This is a genomic window from Achromobacter sp. DH1f, assembly GCF_000633435.1.
Lineage (GTDB): Bacteria > Pseudomonadota > Gammaproteobacteria > Burkholderiales > Burkholderiaceae_B > Achromobacter > Achromobacter deleyi.
Window position 1 is genome coordinate 248,059 of sequence record NZ_AYMF01000029.1, and the last position, 14,390, is coordinate 262,448.

Sequence of the window (14,390 nt, forward strand, 5' to 3'; positions counted from 1 at the left end):
ATGCCCTGATCATGAACACGAAAGCTCTTTCCCGTATCGCCACCGTGGCCGCCGCCGGCGCGCTGATGGCGGGTTGCGCCGCCCCGCAGCATCCGGACCCGCGCGACCCCTGGGAAGGCTTCAACCGCGGTGTCTACAAGTTCAACGACACCGTCGACCGCGCCGTCTTCAAGCCGGTCGCACAGGCCTACACCTATGTCACGCCGCAGCCGGTGCGCAGCTGTGTCCACAACATCTTCAGCAACGTCGGCGACCTCTGGTCGGGCACCAACAGCTTCCTGCAGGGCCGTGGCCACGACTTCGTCAACACGCTGGGCCGCTTCCTGTTCAACACCACCATGGGCGTGGGCGGCTGCTTCGACGTCGCCTCGGCCAACGGCGCCCGCAAGATCCCGAACGACTTCGGCACCACGCTGGGCGTGTGGGGCCTGGGCCAGGGCCCGTACCTGGTGCTGCCGTTCTTCGGCTCGTCCAGCGTGCGCGACGGCGTCGGCCTGATCGGCGACTGGCAAGGCCGCCAGTACGGCTACATGGGCGTGAGCGCCATCGACAACGTGCCGCTGCGCAACTCGCTGTGGGGCCTGGAAGTGGTCGACACGCGCGCCAGCCTGCTCAGCGCCACCGACACCATCGACCGCGTCGCGCTCGACCCGTACAGCTTCATTCGTGACGCCTACCTGCAGCGCCGCGCCGCCATGGTCAACGGCCAGCGCGTGGACGACGAATCCAGCCTGCCCAACTACGAAGACGACGAGGGCGATGCCCCCGCCGCCAAGGACAAGGGCGCCGCGGCGCCTGCACCGATGCCCGCAACCAAGTAAGCTGTTGGATTGCGTTTCAGTACAGCAAGGAGTTTCCATGCGGTTTTCTTTCTTTTCCCTGCTCCAGCGCCTGGCCTTGGCCGGCCTGCTGGGCCTGGCGGCATCCGCTGCCGTGCAGGCGCAACCCGACGCCAACGGCGCGCCCGACCAGTTCGTGCTGGGCGTGGCCAATGAAGCCCTGGACGTCCTGAAGGCCGACGGCGCGATCAAGGCGGGCAATACCGCCCGCATCAACCAGGTCGTCAACGAGCACATCCTGCCGTACGTCAACTTCCAGAAGACCACGCGCCTGGCCGCTGGCCGCTACTGGCGCCAGGCCAGCGAGGCCCAGAAAACGGCCCTGGCCGATGCCTTCCGCGGCACGCTGGTGCGCACCTACAGCGGCGCGCTGACCCGCGTCACGTCCAGCACCAAGGTCACGTCGCTGCCGTTCCGCGGCGACGCCAAGGCCGACGACGTGGTCGTGCGCACGCTCATCAGCCAGGCCAACGGCCAGCCCACCGGTGTGGACTACCGCCTGGAAAAGACGCCCCAGGGCTGGAAGATCTACGACATGAACGTCGAAGGCATCTGGCTGATCGAGAACTACCGCAATCAGTTCGCCCAGCAGATCAACCAGAACGGCATCGACGGCCTGATCCAGGCCCTGAACCAGCGCAACCAGTAAGATCCTGCCCGGTTGCCTGCCGGCCCGGCGCGCCCTTGCGGCCCGCCGGGCCTGTTATTTTGGGGACACATAACGGCCCATGCCCTACGGTTGCCGGGGCTATCAGCGTGCCGCAAGGCGGGCCGCTTATATAATGATCAATTCGCTCTTTTCCGGGCAACCTCCCCGCCGTCATGTCTGCCGTTAGTCTAGAGAACGTCTCCAAAATCTACTCGCCGCGCCGTAGCGGCTGGGGCAAGCTCACCGGGCGCGCGCCTGGGGCCGGCTTCCAGGCGCTCGACAACGTCAGCCTGAACATCGAGCACGGCGAGTTCTTCGGCCTGCTCGGCCCCAACGGCGCGGGCAAGACCACCCTGATTTCCATCCTGGCCGGATTGGCACACGCCAGCGCCGGCCGCGCCACCGTCTGTGGCTACGACGTCGTGGCCGACTACAAGTCGGCACGGCGGGCCCTGGGCGTGGTGCCGCAAGAGCTGGTCTACGACCCGTTCTTCACGGTGCGCGAAACGCTGCGCATCCAGTCGGGCTATTTCGGCCTGCGCAAGAACGACGACTGGATCGACGAAATCCTCTTCAATCTCGGGCTGGCCGACAAGGCCAATTCGAACATGCGGGCGCTGTCCGGCGGCATGAAACGCCGCGTGCTGGTGGCGCAGGCGCTGGTGCACCGCCCGCCCGTGATCGTGCTGGACGAGCCCACCGCGGGCGTGGACGTCGATCTGCGCCGCACGCTATGGGAATTCATCTCGCGCCTGAACAAGGCCGGCCACACCATCATGCTCACCACCCACTACCTGGAAGAAGCGGAAGCCCTGTGCGGCCGCATCGCCATGCTCAAGGGTGGCCGCATCGTGGCGCTGGACACCACCCAGGCGCTGCTGGCGCGCGTCGGCGGCGTCGACCTCGAAGACGCCTTCGTGCGCATCATGCACCAGGACGACAAGCCCGCCCCGCAACCCGAAGAGATGTCCCAATGACGCAGCCCGCCGCCAACGCCAGCCAGCCGCTGGTGCAACCCCGCCTGGATGCGGGGTCGGGCTTTCCGACCCTGTTGCGCAAGGAATTGCTGCGCTTCTGGAAGGTCAGCTTCCAGACCATCGCCGCGCCCGTCATCACGGCGCTGCTGTACCTGCTGGTGTTCGCCCACGTGCTGGAAGGGCGCGTCATGGTGTACGGCAGCGTGCCCTACACCGCGTTCCTGATCCCCGGGCTCATGATGATGAGCATGCTGCAGAACGCCTTCGCCAACCCGTCCTCGTCGCTGATCCAGAGCCGCATCACCGGCAACCTGGTGTTCATGCTGCTGCCGCCGCTGTCGCACCGCGACATCTTCGCCGCCTACGTGCTGGCGGCCGTGGTGCGCGGCCTGGCCGTGGGCCTGTGCGTGTGGGTGGTGGCGCTGTTCTTCGTGTCGCTGGTGCCCGCCAACCCGCTGTGGCTGCTGGTGTTCGCCGTGCTGGCCTGCGGCATCATGGGCGTGCTGGGCCTGATCGCCGGCCTGTGGTCCGAGAAATTCGACCAGCTCGCTGCCTTCCAGAACTTCCTGATCATGCCGGCCACCTTCCTGTCCGGCGTGTTCTATTCCATCCATACGCTTCCCGCCTTCTGGCAGGGCGTGTCCCACTGGAACCCCATTTTCTACACCATCGACGGCTTCCGTTACGGATTCTTCTCGGTGTCGGACGTCTCCCCCTGGCGCAGCCTGGCGGTGGTGACGGGGGTGTTCCTCGCACTGTCGATCTATGCGCTGCGGCTTCTGGCCAGCGGCTACAAACTCAGGAACTGACGTCCATGCTTCCCACTCCCGCGCAAGTCCGCCAATACATCGCGGATGGCCTGCCCTGTGAACATCTCGACGTGCAAGGCGACGGCTCGCATTTCGACGCGGTCATCGTCAGCGCCGCTTTCGAAGGCAAGCGCCTGATCCAGCGCCACCAACTGGTCTACGCCGCCCTGGGCGACCGCATGAAAGCCGAGATCCATGCCCTGTCGATGCGCACGCTGACCCCTGGCGAGTACACCCAGGCGGGCAAGTGACCATGGACAAGCTACGCATTACCGGCGGCGCGCAACTGCACGGCGAAATCACCATTTCCGGTGCCAAGAACTCGGCCCTGCCGATCCTGTGCGCCGGGCTGCTGACGGCCGATCCGCTGTCCCTGTCCAACGTGCCGCACCTGAACGACACGGCCACCATGCTGCGCCTGCTGGGCCGCATGGGCGTGCGCGCCGAACGCGCCGCCGACGGCATGGTCACGCTGCAGGCCGACCGCGTCGACAGCCTGGAAGCGCCGTACGACCTGGTCAAGACCATGCGCGCGTCCATCCTGGTGCTGGGCCCGCTGGTGGCGCGCTTCGGCGAAGCCCGCGTCAGCCTGCCGGGCGGCTGCACCATCGGCCAACGGCCGGTGGACCAGCACATCAAGGGCCTGGCCGCGCTGGGCGCTGAAATCAGCATCGAGCACGGCTTCGTAGTGGCGCGCGCCAAGCGCCTGAAGGGCGCCTCCATCCGCACCGACATGGTCACCGTCACCGGCACCGAGAACCTGCTGATGGCCGCCGTGCTGGCCGAAGGCCGCACCGTGCTGGAAAACGCCGCCCGCGAGCCCGAGGTGGTGGACCTGGCCGAGCTGCTCATCAAGATGGGCGCCCGCATCCAGGGCCACGGCACCGACCGCATCGTGATCGAGGGTGTCGAGCGCCTGCACGGCGCCGAGCACCGCGTCATTTCCGACCGCATCGAAGCCGGCACCTTCCTGTGCGCCGTCGGCGCGGCCGGTGGCGACATCCTGCTCAAGAACGCCGACGCCGGCATCCTGGGCGCCACGCTGGACAAGCTGGTCGAAGCCGGCCTGACCATCGAAACCGGCCCCGACTGGATCCGCGGCGCCATGTCGACGCGGCCCAAGGCCGTGGGTTTCCGCACCCACGAGTATCCGGGCTTCGCCACCGACATGCAGGCCCAGCTCATGACCCTGAACACCGTCGCCGACGGCACCAGCGTCATCGTCGAGAACATCTTCGAAAACCGCTACATGCACGTGCAGGAACTGCGCCGCATGGGCGCCGACATCGACATCGACGGGCATACCGCCATTGTGCGCGGCATCAAGCGCCTGTCGGGCGCCACGGTCATGGCGACCGACCTGCGGGCTTCGGCCAGCCTGGTCATTGCCGGCCTGGCCGCCGACGGCGAAACCGTGGTCGACCGCATCTATCACCTGGACCGCGGCTACGACCGCATGGAAGTCAAGCTGCGCGCCCTGGGCGCCAACATTCAACGCGCAACCGGCAAGGAATCGGCATGAGCAATGCCCAACTCGCGCCCCTGACCCTGGCTTTGTCCAAGGGGCGAATCTTCGAAGAAACCATGCCGTTGCTGGCGGAAGCCGGCATCGAAGTGCCCGAGAACCCCGAAAGCTCGCGCAAGCTGATCCTGCCCACCAGCGATCCCGGCCTGCGCCTGATCATCGTGCGCGCCTCCGACGTGCCGACGTACGTGCAGTACGGCGCGGCCGACCTGGGCATCGCCGGCAAGGACGTGCTGATCGAGCATGCCGCCGAACAGCCCGGCGGCCTGTACCAGCCCATCGACCTGAACATCGCCAAGTGCCGCCTGGCCGTGGCCGTGCGCAATGGTTTCGACTACCAGGCCGCGGTGCACCAGGGCGCGCGGCTGCGCGTGGCCACCAAGTACGTGCAGTCAGCCCGTGAACACTTTGCGTCCAAGGGTGTGTACGTCGACATCATCAAGCTGTATGGTTCGATGGAACTGGCGCCGCTGGTAGGCTTGGCCGACTGCATCGTGGACCTGGTCTCCACCGGCGGCACGCTGCGCGCCAACGACCTGGTCGCCGTCGAAGACATCATGCCGATCTCATCGCGCCTGATCGTCAACCAGGCCGCCCTGAAAACCCGCGGCGACCGCCTGCAGCCGCTGCTGGACGCCTTCGCAAGAGCCGCCACCCGCAACGCCTGACTCCCGCCCGCCGCGCCCCGCGCGGCGGCCGCTCCTTTGCTTGAACCATGACGCCATGGCCCTGATCAACCGTCTCGATTCCCGCGATCCCGGATTCCAATCCGCCCTGTCCAAGCTGCTGGCCTTCGAGGCCACCGAAGACGAATCCATCGACCGCGCCGCCGCCGGCATCCTGGCCGACGTGCGCACCCGCGGCGACGCGGCGCTGGTGGAATACACCCAGCGCTTTGACCGCATGCCCGGCGCCTCGGCAGCCACGCTCGAAATTCCCCAGGCCGAATGGCATGCCGCCCTGGCCGCACTGCCCGCGGCCCAGCGCCATGCCCTGGAAGCCGCCGCCGAGCGCGTGCGCAGCTACCACGAGCGCCAGCGCGCCGAGACCTGGACCTACACCGATGCCGAAGGCACGATGCTGGGCCAGCAGGTCACGCCGCTGGACCGCGTCGGCCTGTACGTGCCGGGCGGCAAGGCGGCCTACCCGTCGTCGGTGCTGATGAACGCCATTCCGGCCAAGGTGGCCGGCGTCGAAGAACTGATCATGGTCACGCCCACGCCCGACGGCGTGCGCAACCCCATCGTGCTGGCCGCGGCCGCCATCGGCGGCGTCGACCGCGTGTTCGCCATCGGCGGCGCGCAGGCCGTGGGCGCGCTGGCCTACGGCACCGCCACCGTGCCCGCCGTGGACAAGATCGTCGGCCCCGGCAACGCCTACGTGGCCGCCGCCAAGCGCCGCGTGTTCGGCGTGGTCGGCATCGACATGATCGCCGGCCCCAGCGAAATCCTGGTCATCTGCGACGGCAAGACGCCGGCCGACTGGATCGCCATGGACCTGTTCTCGCAGGCCGAACACGACGAACTGGCCCAGTCCATCCTGCTGTGCCCGGACGCCGCCTTCATCGCCGAGGTCGAGGCCGCCATCGCGCGCCTGTTGCCCACCATGCCGCGCGCCGACATCCTGCGCGTCAGCCTGGCCAACCGCGGCGCGCTGATCCAGGTCCGCGACCTGGACGAAGCCTGCCGCATCGCCAACGACATCGCCCCCGAGCACTTGGAAATCTCCACCGAGCAGCCCGAAACCTGGACCGCCAAGATCCGCCACGCCGGCGCGATCTTCATGGGCCGTTTCAGCTCGGAAGCCCTGGGCGACTACTGCGCCGGCCCGAACCACGTGCTGCCCACCTCGCGCACGGCCCGCTTCTCGTCGCCGCTGGGCGTCTACGACTTCCAGAAACGCTCCAGCCTGATCCAGGTCTCGCACCAGGGCGCCCAGACATTGGGCCGCATCGCGGCCGAGCTGGCGCTGGGCGAAGGCCTGCAGGCCCACGCCGCCAGCGCCCAGTACCGGATCGACAAGCCATGAGCGCCGTCGCCGGCCGCATCGCCGGCACGGTCCGGCCCGACATCCTGGCGCTGGCCGCTTACCCGGTGGCGCATGCCGACGGCTGCATCAAGCTGGACGCCATGGAATGCCCGTACGAGCTGCCCGAGGCCGTTCGCAACGACCTGGCCCGCGTGCTGCGCGACACGCCGCTGAACCGCTATCCGGCCGCCGACCTGTCCGCGCTGCAGCAGGCGGTCAAGACGGCGTTCGGCGTGCCGGCCGACGCCGACGTGCTGTTCGGCAACGGCTCGGACGAACTCATCCACATCGCGGTGCAGGCCTGCTGCAACCCGGGCGACGTGGTGCTGTCGCCCTGGCCGTCGTTCGTCTATTTCGACATGGCGGCCCGCTTCGATCACGCCCGCTTCGTCGGCGTGCCGTTGAACAGCGATCTGTCCCTGGATATTTCCGCGATGCTGGCCGCCATTCGTGAGCACCAGCCCAAGGTGGTGTTCCTGGCCGTGCCCAACAACCCCACCGGCGGCGCCTGGTCCGACGCGGACATCGCCGCCATCATCGCCGCGGCGCCTGGCCTGGTGGTCGTGGACGAGGCCTACCAGCCGTTCACCGACCGCAGCTGGATGCCCCAGGTGCTGGCCGCGCCCAACGTGGTGGTGATGCGCACCGTGTCCAAGATCGGCCTGGCAGGCCTGCGTTTTGGCTACCTGGCCGGCCACCCCGACTGGATCGCCCAGCTCAACAAGGTGCGCCCGCCGTACAACCTGGACGTGCTGACCCAGGCCGCGGTACTGACCGTGCTGCGCCACAAGCCGGTGCTGGACGAACAGGCCGCCCGCCTGCGCGCCGACCGCGAACCGCTGGCCGCCGCCCTGGCCGCATTGCCGGGCGTCAGGGTATTCCCTTCCGCTGCCAACTTCGTACTCGCCCGCTTTTCCGGCAAGCTGGACGGCAACGCCGTGCATCTTGCCCTGAAAACGCGCAAAATATTGGTTCGTAACTTCTCCAACGCCCATCCGCTCCTGGCCGACTGCCTCCGCATCTCGGTGGGCACCCCGGCCGAGAACGCCGCTTTGCTATCGGCACTGCAAGACATCCTGAGTGCCTAATCGAGTTCTGACATGCGTACCGCAGAGATCACCCGCAACACCAACGAAACCCGCATCCGCGTGGCCATCAACCTCGATGGCACCGGCAAGCAGACGATCGACACCGGCGTGCCCTTCCTGGACCACATGCTGGACCAGATCGCACGCCACGGCCTGATCGACCTCGACATCAAGGCCGAGGGCGACCTGCACATCGATGCGCATCACACGGTGGAAGACGTGGGCATCACCCTGGGCATGGCCATCGCCAAGGCGGTGGGCACCAAGGCCGGCCTGCGCCGCTACGGCCACGCCTACGTGCCGCTGGACGAAGCGCTGTCGCGCGTGGTGGTCGACTTCTCCGGCCGCCCCGGCCTGGAATATCACATCCCCTTCACGCGTTCGCACATCGGCGCCTTCGACGTCGACCTGACCCGCGAATTCTTCCAGGGCCTGGTCAACCACGCCCTGATCACGCTGCACATCGACAACCTGCGCGGCACCAACGCGCACCACCAGTGCGAAACGGTCTTCAAGGCCTGTGGCCGCGCGCTGCGCATGGCCGTCGAAGTCGACCCCCGCATGGGCGACGTCGTGCCCTCCACCAAGGGCGTGCTGTAACCGCCGCGACCTCCCGCCACGCACCAGGTAAATCGAAGTGACCACTATCGCCATCGTCGACTACGGAATGGGCAACTTCCACTCCGTCGCGCGCGCGCTCAAGTACGCCGCCCCCGACGCGGACATCCGCATCTGCAGCCAGCCCCAGGACATCGACGCGGCCGACCGCGTCGTCTTTCCCGGGCAGGGCGCCATGGCGGACTGCATGCGCACCCTGAATGAATCCGGCCTGCGCGAAGCGGTCGTCAAAGCCGCACGCAGCAAGCCGCTGCTGGGCGTCTGCGTCGGCGAACAGATGCTGTTCGACGCCAGCGAAGAGGGCGGCACGTCCTGCCTGGGGCTATTCCCCGGCGTCGTGCGCCGCTTCTCGGGCCCGCGCTTTGCCGACCCGGTTCCGGCCGACGACGAAGCCTGCCTGGCCGACACCGGCGCCGCGGGCCTGGTCGACGGCCGCCCCGAACGCCTGAAAGTCCCGCACATGGGATGGAACAAAGTCCGCCAGACGCGCTCTCACCCTATCTGGGACGGCATTCCGGACGACACGCATTTCTATTTCGTCCATAGTTATTACGCCGACCCGGTCGATGCAAGCCTGACCGTCGGTGAAACCGATTACGGCGTTGCCTTTACCTGCGCGGTGGCGGCAGCTAACATTTTCGCGGTGCAGTTCCACCCGGAAAAGAGCGCCGAGCACGGTTTGCGCCTGTATCGCAATTTTGTAGACTGGCAGCCGTAGGCCGCTTCGGCCCACGCGCTCCAGACCATTCAACCTATATTTTCCCGCTGCCCACCATGCTGCTGATCCCCGCCATCGATCTCAAAGACGGACGCTGCGTGCGTCTGCGCCAGGGCGACCTGGACGATGCAACGGTGTTCTCCGAAGACCCCGCTTCCATGGCCACCCGCTGGCTCGAGCAAGGCGCCCGCCGCCTGCATCTGGTCGACCTGAACGGCGCCGTCGCCGGCAAGCCCAAGAACGAAGCGCCCATCAAGGCCATCCTGGACGCCGTCGGCGACGACATCCCCGTCCAGATCGGCGGCGGCATCCGCGATCTCGACACCATCGAACGCTACCTCGACGCCGGCATCTCGTACGTCATCATCGGCACCGCCGCGGTCAAGAACCCGGGCTTCCTGCAGGACGCCTGCGGCGCCTTCCCGGGCCAGATCATCGTCGGCCTGGACGCCCGCGACGGCAAGATCGCCACCGACGGCTGGAGCAAGCTGACCCGCCACGACGTGCTCGACCTGGCCAAGAAGTTCGAAGACTACGGCTGCGAAGCCATCATCTACACCGACATCGGCCGTGACGGCATGCTGTCGGGCGTGAACGTCGAAGCCACCGTGCGCCTGGCGCAGCACGTGCGCATCCCCGTGTACGCCTCGGGCGGCATCGCCGGCATCCAGGACATCGAAGCGCTGTGCGCCGTCGAGGAAGAGGGCGTCGAAGGCGCCATCCTGGGCCGCAGCATCTACGAAGGCACGCTCGACTTCCAAGCGGCCCAGGCCCGCGCCGACGAATTGGCAAAATGACCACTCCCAGCAGGTCCCCCGAGGCCGGCGCGCCCGCCCAGAGCGCACTGACCCGCCGCATCATCCCTTGCCTTGACGTCACCGCCGGCCGGGTCGTCAAGGGTGTCAATTTCGTCAACCTGCTCGATGCGGGCGACCCCGTCGAGATCGCCCGCCGCTACAACGAGCAGGGCGCCGACGAACTCACGTTCCTGGACATCACCGCCACCAGCGACGGCCGCGACCTGATCCTGCCCATCATCGAGCAGGTGGCCTCGCAGGTCTTCATTCCGCTGACCGTCGGTGGCGGCGTGCGCCAGGTGTCCGATATCCAGCGCCTGCTCAATGCCGGCGCCGACAAGATCAGCATCAACAGCGCCGCCGTGGCCAACCCGGACCTGGTGCGCGCCGCGTCCGATTACCACGGCTCGCAATGCGTGGTGGTCGCCATCGACGCACGCCGGGTATCCGCCCCGGGCGAAGCGCCGCGCTGGGAAGTCTTCACCCATGGCGGCCGCAAGGCCACCGGGCTGGACGCCGTGGCCTGGGCCCGCCGCATGGCCGCCTATGGCGCCGGTGAAATCCTGCTCACCAGCATGGACCGCGACGGCACCAAGTCGGGCTTCGACCTGGAACTGACCCGCACCGTCTCGGACGCCGTGCCGGTGCCCGTCATCGCCTCCGGCGGCGTCGGCAACCTGCAACACCTGGCCGACGGCGTCACCACCGGCCGGGCCAGCGCCGTGCTGGCCGCCAGCATTTTCCACTTCGGCCAGCACACGGTCGGCGAATGCAAGCGCTTCATGGCCGAGCAAGGCATTGAAGTGAGGTTATAGAAATGAGCAACGAACCCAGCTGGATGGCCGACGTCGTCTTCGACGAAAACGGCCTGATCCCCGCCATCGCGCAGGACGCCGACAACGGCCAGATCATGATGGTCGCCTGGATGAACCGCGAGTCGCTCGCCGAAACCGCCGCCACCGGCCGCGCGGTGTACTGGTCGCGTTCGCGCCAGCGCCTGTGGCGCAAGGGCGAAGAATCGGGCCACGTGCAGCAAGTGCATGAATTGCGCCTGGACTGCGACGGCGATGTGGTGCTGCTCAAGGTTCACCAGGAAGGCGGCATCGCCTGCCACACCGGCCGCGCCAGCTGCTTCTACCGCCGCCTGGAAGGGCAGACCGACCAGGCCGCCTGGGTCACCGTCGACCCGGTGCTGAAAGACCCCGAACTGATCTACAAATGACCGATACGCCCCTTAGCGCCCACGACGTCCTGGCCCGCATCGCCGACACCCTGGAAACCCGCCGCCCTGAAAACGGCGGCGATCCCAAGGCGTCGTACGCAGCCAAGCTGCTGTCCAAGGGCCCCGACGCCTTTCTCAAGAAGATCGGCGAAGAGGCCACCGAACTGGTCATGGCCGCCAAGGACGGCGTGCCCGACCGCATCGTCAGCGAAACCGCCGACCTGTGGTTTCACTGCCTGGTCGCGCTGACGCACTTCAACCTGCGCCCCGACGACGTGCTGGCCGAACTGGCCCGCCGCGAGGGCCTGTCGGGCCTGGCCGAGAAGGCCAGCCGTCCCCAAGACTGACTCGGAACCTGCAAAAATGAGCGCCAACTGTCTTTTCTGCAAGATCGCCGCTGGCGAAATCCCGTCCAAGAAGGTCTACGAGGACGAGGACTTTGTTGCATTCCACGATATCAATCCGGCCGCACCGGTGCATTTGCTGCTCATCCCTCGACGTCATGTCACATCCATGCAGGATATTACGGGTGAGGACGCAGGTTGGTTGGGTAGAATGATGTCATTGGCGCCGCGGCTTGCCGCTGAAAACGGTTGTCGTCCGGGCCCTGATGGCGGATTTCGCATCATGATCAACTCTGGCGTCGAAGGCGGCCAGGAAGTCCCGCATCTGCATTTCCACATCATCGGCGGCTCGCGACCCTGGAAAGGGCGCGTGGCCCCCACCGCGTAATACGGAGAACCGTCATGGGTAGCTTTAGCATTTGGCATTGGTTGGTCGTTCTGGTCATCGTGGCGCTGATTTTCGGCACCAAGAAACTGCGCAACATCGGTTCCGACCTCGGCGGCGCCGTCAAGGGCTTCAAGGAAGGCATGAAAGACGCCAACGGCGACAAGCCCGCCGAACCGATCGCGCAACAACGCGTGGCCGGCGACACCATCGATGTGCAGGCCAAGGAAAAGTCCAACCCCTGAGCGCCTGCTCGCCCCCCGGGCCCGGCCTGAACCGGCCGGCCCTCATAGCCTCAATTCCCGAGCGGCCGTCGAATGTTTGATGTCAGCCTCACTGAACTGATGGTGATCGGCGTCGTCGCGCTGATCGTCATCGGCCCCGAACGCCTGCCCAAGGTCGCCCGCACGGTCGGCCACCTGCTGGGCCGCGCGCAGCGTTACGTCAACGACGTGAAATCCGATATCCAGCGCGAAATCGAGCTGGACGAACTGCGCAAGTTCAAAAGCGAAATGGAAGACGCCGCCCAAGGCGTGCAGCAGTCGCTAAACGACACCCATGCCGCGCTGCAGGAACCCGTCCAGCAATTCCGCGCCGAGCTTGATGAGGTTGCCCGCGAAGCCAGCGGCAAGCCGGCCGCCGTTGCAGCCACCGACGCTGCCCCCGCCGAACCCTTGATGCAACCGCTGGCCGGCCAACCCGCCACGACGCCCTCGGCCAACGCTGCGACGACGGCTGATGCACCTGCCACGGGTTCGCCTGCCGCAGGATCGCCTGCCGCAGGTTCGCCTGCCGCCCCCGACGCGCCGCGCACCATCGCGCCGCCCAGCCCGAACCTGAGCCTGGATCTGGATACGCCCGCCCCCGTGCTGGCTGCTCCACCCGCACCCGCCCCGCAACCCGCCCAGACGCCCAGCGCGCCCGCCGCGGGATCGCCCGCCGCAGGATCGCCTGCCGCAACTTCGCCCGCCGCTGGCGACACCCCGCCGGCCAAGCCCGCCACGCCCTCCGGAACGACAACGTGACCCAGGACGCCTCCCAAGAAGACGGCCAGCAGGAAAGCTTCATCTCCCATCTGGTCGAACTGCGTACCCGTCTGCTGCGCGCCGTCGCCGCCGTGGTGGTCGTGTTCATCATCCTGTTCATCTACCCCGGCGCCTCGGCCATCTACGACGTGCTGGCCCAGCCCATGCTGGCCTCGCTGCCGCAAGGCACCCGCATGATCGCCACCGGCGTCATCACGCCCTTCATGGTGCCGGTCAAGGTCACGATGATGGCCGCCTTCATCGTGGCGCTGCCCGTGGTGCTGTACCAGGCCTGGGCTTTCGTCGCGCCCGGCCTGTACAAACACGAGAAGCGCCTGGCGCTGCCGCTGATCATCTCCAGCACGCTGCTGTTCATCGCGGGCATGGCGTTCTGCTATTTCGTGGTGTTCCGCACGGTCTTTCACTTCATCGCCACCTTCGCGCCGCAGTCCATCACGCCGGCGCCTGACATCGAGGCCTACCTCAGCTTCGTCATGACGATGTTCATGGCCTTCGGCATCACCTTCGAAGTTCCCGTGGCCGTGGTGCTGCTGGTGCGCATGGGCGTGGTCGAGCTGTCCAAGCTCAAGAGCGCGCGCGGCTACGTGGTGGTGGGCGCCTTCATCATCGCCGCCGTCGTCACGCCGCCCGACGTGGTCAGCCAGTTCATGCTGGCCGTGCCGCTGTGCCTGCTGTATGAAATCGGGTTGATCTGCGCACGCATGGTCACCCCCAAGCCAGGCGCCGAAGACGCCCCGGCCGACGGCTCGCTGACCGAGCGCCACTAAGCCGGCGCCATCGCGACGATACCGGGGGCCTTGCGCCCTCGGCAGGCCGCCCCCGGCATCCATTTCCTGCCAAAGCGACTCAACAAGCGGACCGTTTCCGCTTGTTGGAAGCCGGCTGCAATCCTACATTGCATCCATGTCGCTTGCCCTTCGGCTGCGCGCCCTGATGCGGCGTCGCGGCATCAAAAGCCAGAATCAATTGGCGCGCCTGTCCGGCGTGCCGCAGTCCTGCATCCACCGCATCCTCACTCGCGAAGAGCGCTACTCGCCCACCCGCAGCACCTTGCTGCGGCTGGCCCAGGCACTGGACACCCAAGTGCCCTGGCTGACCGACGGCGTGGCCAGTCCCGTCGTGCCTGGCGCCACGCCGGCCGCGCCTGATGCTGCAGCGGCCGAAAACATGACGGCCGGCTGCTGCAGCGAAATCTGCGCACTGCTGCACCGTCAGCCAGAAACCACCCAAAGGAAAATACTGAAAGTCGTGCGCCTGATGCTCGAAGACCCGGGCACAAGCCGAGCCACCAAGGCGCAGCGGCCTTTGCGACGCGCGGGTATCACCCGGGGTATGTCATGAGCTG

At 67.1% G+C, this 14,390-nt stretch carries 19 protein-coding genes and 1 pseudogene; all 20 read left to right on the forward strand.

The genetic code is table 11. The features are described 5' to 3' along the window. Nucleotides 1-11 precede the first annotated feature (11 nt). The 20 genes and pseudogenes from U858_RS0125330 to U858_RS0125425 all read left to right on the forward strand — a co-directional run bounded on the left by U858_RS0125330 (nucleotide 12) and on the right by U858_RS0125425 (nucleotide 14,386). The gene (locus U858_RS0125330) at nucleotides 12-821 is read left to right on the forward strand and encodes a VacJ family lipoprotein (protein ID WP_025139928.1); all 810 of its coding nucleotides are present in this window, start codon (nucleotides 12-14) and stop codon (nucleotides 819-821) included. A 37-nt stretch (nucleotides 822-858) separates the two neighbouring features. Continuing rightward, nucleotides 859-1,488, forward strand: a complete 630-nt coding sequence (locus U858_RS0125335) for a phospholipid-binding protein MlaC (RefSeq protein ID WP_025139929.1) — start codon at nucleotides 859-861, stop codon at nucleotides 1,486-1,488. A gap of 173 nt (nucleotides 1,489-1,661) precedes the next feature. Beyond that, nucleotides 1,662-2,465 carry an ABC transporter ATP-binding protein gene (locus U858_RS0125340; protein ID WP_025139930.1) on the forward strand — a complete coding sequence of 268 codons (804 nt, stop codon included), beginning with the start codon at nucleotides 1,662-1,664 and terminating at the stop codon, nucleotides 2,463-2,465. Further along, nucleotides 2,462-3,274 (forward strand): ABC transporter permease, encoded by an 813-nt coding sequence (locus U858_RS0125345; protein WP_006392336.1) that lies wholly within the window; start codon nucleotides 2,462-2,464, stop codon nucleotides 3,272-3,274. The genes U858_RS0125340 and U858_RS0125345 overlap by 4 nt, the downstream gene beginning before the upstream one ends. Before the next feature lie 5 nt (nucleotides 3,275-3,279). Further along, complete coding sequence (locus tag U858_RS0125350; protein ID WP_025139931.1) at nucleotides 3,280-3,525, forward strand: BolA family protein; 246 nt, start codon at nucleotides 3,280-3,282, stop codon at nucleotides 3,523-3,525. Nucleotides 3,526-3,527: 2 nt separating this feature from the next. Next, the gene (gene murA / locus U858_RS0125355) at nucleotides 3,528-4,796 is read left to right on the forward strand and encodes a UDP-N-acetylglucosamine 1-carboxyvinyltransferase (RefSeq protein ID WP_025139932.1); all 1,269 of its coding nucleotides are present in this window, start codon (nucleotides 3,528-3,530) and stop codon (nucleotides 4,794-4,796) included. Further along, complete coding sequence (hisG, locus tag U858_RS0125360; RefSeq protein WP_025139933.1) at nucleotides 4,793-5,467, forward strand: ATP phosphoribosyltransferase; 675 nt, start codon at nucleotides 4,793-4,795, stop codon at nucleotides 5,465-5,467. The genes murA and hisG overlap by 4 nt, the downstream gene beginning before the upstream one ends. Nucleotides 5,468-5,522: 55 nt before the next feature. Further along, complete coding sequence (gene hisD / locus U858_RS0125365) at nucleotides 5,523-6,827, forward strand: histidinol dehydrogenase (protein ID WP_025139934.1); 1,305 nt, start codon at nucleotides 5,523-5,525, stop codon at nucleotides 6,825-6,827. Continuing rightward, complete coding sequence (gene hisC, locus U858_RS0125370; RefSeq protein ID WP_025139935.1) at nucleotides 6,824-7,915, forward strand: histidinol-phosphate transaminase; 1,092 nt, start codon at nucleotides 6,824-6,826, stop codon at nucleotides 7,913-7,915. Before hisD ends, hisC begins: the two co-directional genes overlap by 4 nt. A 12-nt stretch (nucleotides 7,916-7,927) precedes the next feature. Continuing rightward, nucleotides 7,928-8,515, forward strand: a complete 588-nt coding sequence (gene hisB, locus U858_RS0125375) for an imidazoleglycerol-phosphate dehydratase HisB (RefSeq protein WP_025139936.1) — start codon at nucleotides 7,928-7,930, stop codon at nucleotides 8,513-8,515. 37 nt (nucleotides 8,516-8,552) lie between these two features. Continuing rightward, a complete protein-coding gene (hisH, locus tag U858_RS0125380) occupies nucleotides 8,553-9,251 on the forward strand; it encodes an imidazole glycerol phosphate synthase subunit HisH (RefSeq protein WP_025139937.1) in 699 nt (232 codons plus the stop codon). A gap of 56 nt (nucleotides 9,252-9,307) precedes the next feature. After that, entirely contained in the window at nucleotides 9,308-10,048 is a 741-nt protein-coding gene (gene hisA / locus U858_RS0125385; protein WP_025139938.1) for a 1-(5-phosphoribosyl)-5-[(5-phosphoribosylamino)methylideneamino]imidazole-4-carboxamide isomerase, read from the forward strand. After that, a complete protein-coding gene (gene hisF, locus U858_RS0125390; protein ID WP_025139939.1) occupies nucleotides 10,045-10,863 on the forward strand; it encodes an imidazole glycerol phosphate synthase subunit HisF in 819 nt (272 codons plus the stop codon). The genes hisA and hisF overlap by 4 nt, the downstream gene beginning before the upstream one ends. Before the next feature lie 2 nt (nucleotides 10,864-10,865). Next, nucleotides 10,866-11,270, forward strand: a complete 405-nt coding sequence (gene hisI / locus U858_RS0125395) for a phosphoribosyl-AMP cyclohydrolase (protein ID WP_025139940.1) — start codon at nucleotides 10,866-10,868, stop codon at nucleotides 11,268-11,270. After that, entirely contained in the window at nucleotides 11,267-11,617 is a 351-nt protein-coding gene (locus tag U858_RS0125400; RefSeq protein ID WP_025139941.1) for a phosphoribosyl-ATP diphosphatase, read from the forward strand. Before hisI ends, U858_RS0125400 begins: the two co-directional genes overlap by 4 nt. 16 nt (nucleotides 11,618-11,633) lie before the next feature. Then, complete coding sequence (locus U858_RS0125405; RefSeq protein WP_025139942.1) at nucleotides 11,634-12,002, forward strand: histidine triad nucleotide-binding protein; 369 nt, start codon at nucleotides 11,634-11,636, stop codon at nucleotides 12,000-12,002. A 14-nt stretch (nucleotides 12,003-12,016) separates the two neighbouring features. Then, entirely contained in the window at nucleotides 12,017-12,244 is a 228-nt protein-coding gene (tatA, locus tag U858_RS0125410) for a Sec-independent protein translocase subunit TatA (protein WP_025139943.1), read from the forward strand. Nucleotides 12,245-12,316: 72 nt separating this feature from the next. Beyond that, nucleotides 12,317-12,787 (forward strand): annotated as a pseudogene (gene tatB / locus U858_RS36455) (Sec-independent protein translocase protein TatB); the annotation flags it as partial. Nucleotides 12,788-13,020: 233 nt separating this feature from the next. After that, on the forward strand, nucleotides 13,021-13,812 hold the full coding sequence (gene tatC, locus U858_RS0125420; protein WP_025139945.1) for a twin-arginine translocase subunit TatC: 792 nt from the start codon (nucleotides 13,021-13,023) through the stop codon (nucleotides 13,810-13,812). A gap of 136 nt (nucleotides 13,813-13,948) precedes the next feature. Beyond that, the gene (locus tag U858_RS0125425; protein WP_025139946.1) at nucleotides 13,949-14,386 is read left to right on the forward strand and encodes a helix-turn-helix transcriptional regulator; all 438 of its coding nucleotides are present in this window, start codon (nucleotides 13,949-13,951) and stop codon (nucleotides 14,384-14,386) included. The last annotated feature ends 4 nt before the right edge of the window (nucleotides 14,387-14,390 follow it).

What these genes read in the sequence shown, in the direction of transcription:
- U858_RS0125330 (WP_025139928.1), top strand. Translation starts at nt 12, where the DNA reads ATGAACACGAAAGCTCTTTCCCGTATCGCCACCGTGGCCGCCGCCGGC.
- U858_RS0125335 (WP_025139929.1), top strand. Translation starts at nt 859, where the DNA reads ATGCGGTTTTCTTTCTTTTCCCTGCTCCAGCGCCTGGCCTTGGCCGGC.
- U858_RS0125340 (WP_025139930.1), top strand. Translation starts at nt 1,662, where the DNA reads ATGTCTGCCGTTAGTCTAGAGAACGTCTCCAAAATCTACTCGCCGCGC.
- U858_RS0125345 (WP_006392336.1), top strand. Translation starts at nt 2,462, where the DNA reads ATGACGCAGCCCGCCGCCAACGCCAGCCAGCCGCTGGTGCAACCCCGC.
- U858_RS0125350 (WP_025139931.1), top strand. Translation starts at nt 3,280, where the DNA reads ATGCTTCCCACTCCCGCGCAAGTCCGCCAATACATCGCGGATGGCCTG.
- murA (WP_025139932.1), top strand. Translation starts at nt 3,528, where the DNA reads ATGGACAAGCTACGCATTACCGGCGGCGCGCAACTGCACGGCGAAATC.
- hisG (WP_025139933.1), top strand. Translation starts at nt 4,793, where the DNA reads ATGAGCAATGCCCAACTCGCGCCCCTGACCCTGGCTTTGTCCAAGGGG.
- hisD (WP_025139934.1), top strand. Translation starts at nt 5,523, where the DNA reads ATGGCCCTGATCAACCGTCTCGATTCCCGCGATCCCGGATTCCAATCC.
- hisC (WP_025139935.1), top strand. Translation starts at nt 6,824, where the DNA reads ATGAGCGCCGTCGCCGGCCGCATCGCCGGCACGGTCCGGCCCGACATC.
- hisB (WP_025139936.1), top strand. Translation starts at nt 7,928, where the DNA reads ATGCGTACCGCAGAGATCACCCGCAACACCAACGAAACCCGCATCCGC.
- hisA (WP_025139938.1), top strand. Translation starts at nt 9,308, where the DNA reads ATGCTGCTGATCCCCGCCATCGATCTCAAAGACGGACGCTGCGTGCGT.
- hisF (WP_025139939.1), top strand. Translation starts at nt 10,045, where the DNA reads ATGACCACTCCCAGCAGGTCCCCCGAGGCCGGCGCGCCCGCCCAGAGC.
- hisI (WP_025139940.1), top strand. Translation starts at nt 10,866, where the DNA reads ATGAGCAACGAACCCAGCTGGATGGCCGACGTCGTCTTCGACGAAAAC.
- U858_RS0125400 (WP_025139941.1), top strand. Translation starts at nt 11,267, where the DNA reads ATGACCGATACGCCCCTTAGCGCCCACGACGTCCTGGCCCGCATCGCC.
- U858_RS0125405 (WP_025139942.1), top strand. Translation starts at nt 11,634, where the DNA reads ATGAGCGCCAACTGTCTTTTCTGCAAGATCGCCGCTGGCGAAATCCCG.
- tatA (WP_025139943.1), top strand. Translation starts at nt 12,017, where the DNA reads ATGGGTAGCTTTAGCATTTGGCATTGGTTGGTCGTTCTGGTCATCGTG.
- U858_RS0125425 (WP_025139946.1), top strand. Translation starts at nt 13,949, where the DNA reads ATGTCGCTTGCCCTTCGGCTGCGCGCCCTGATGCGGCGTCGCGGCATC.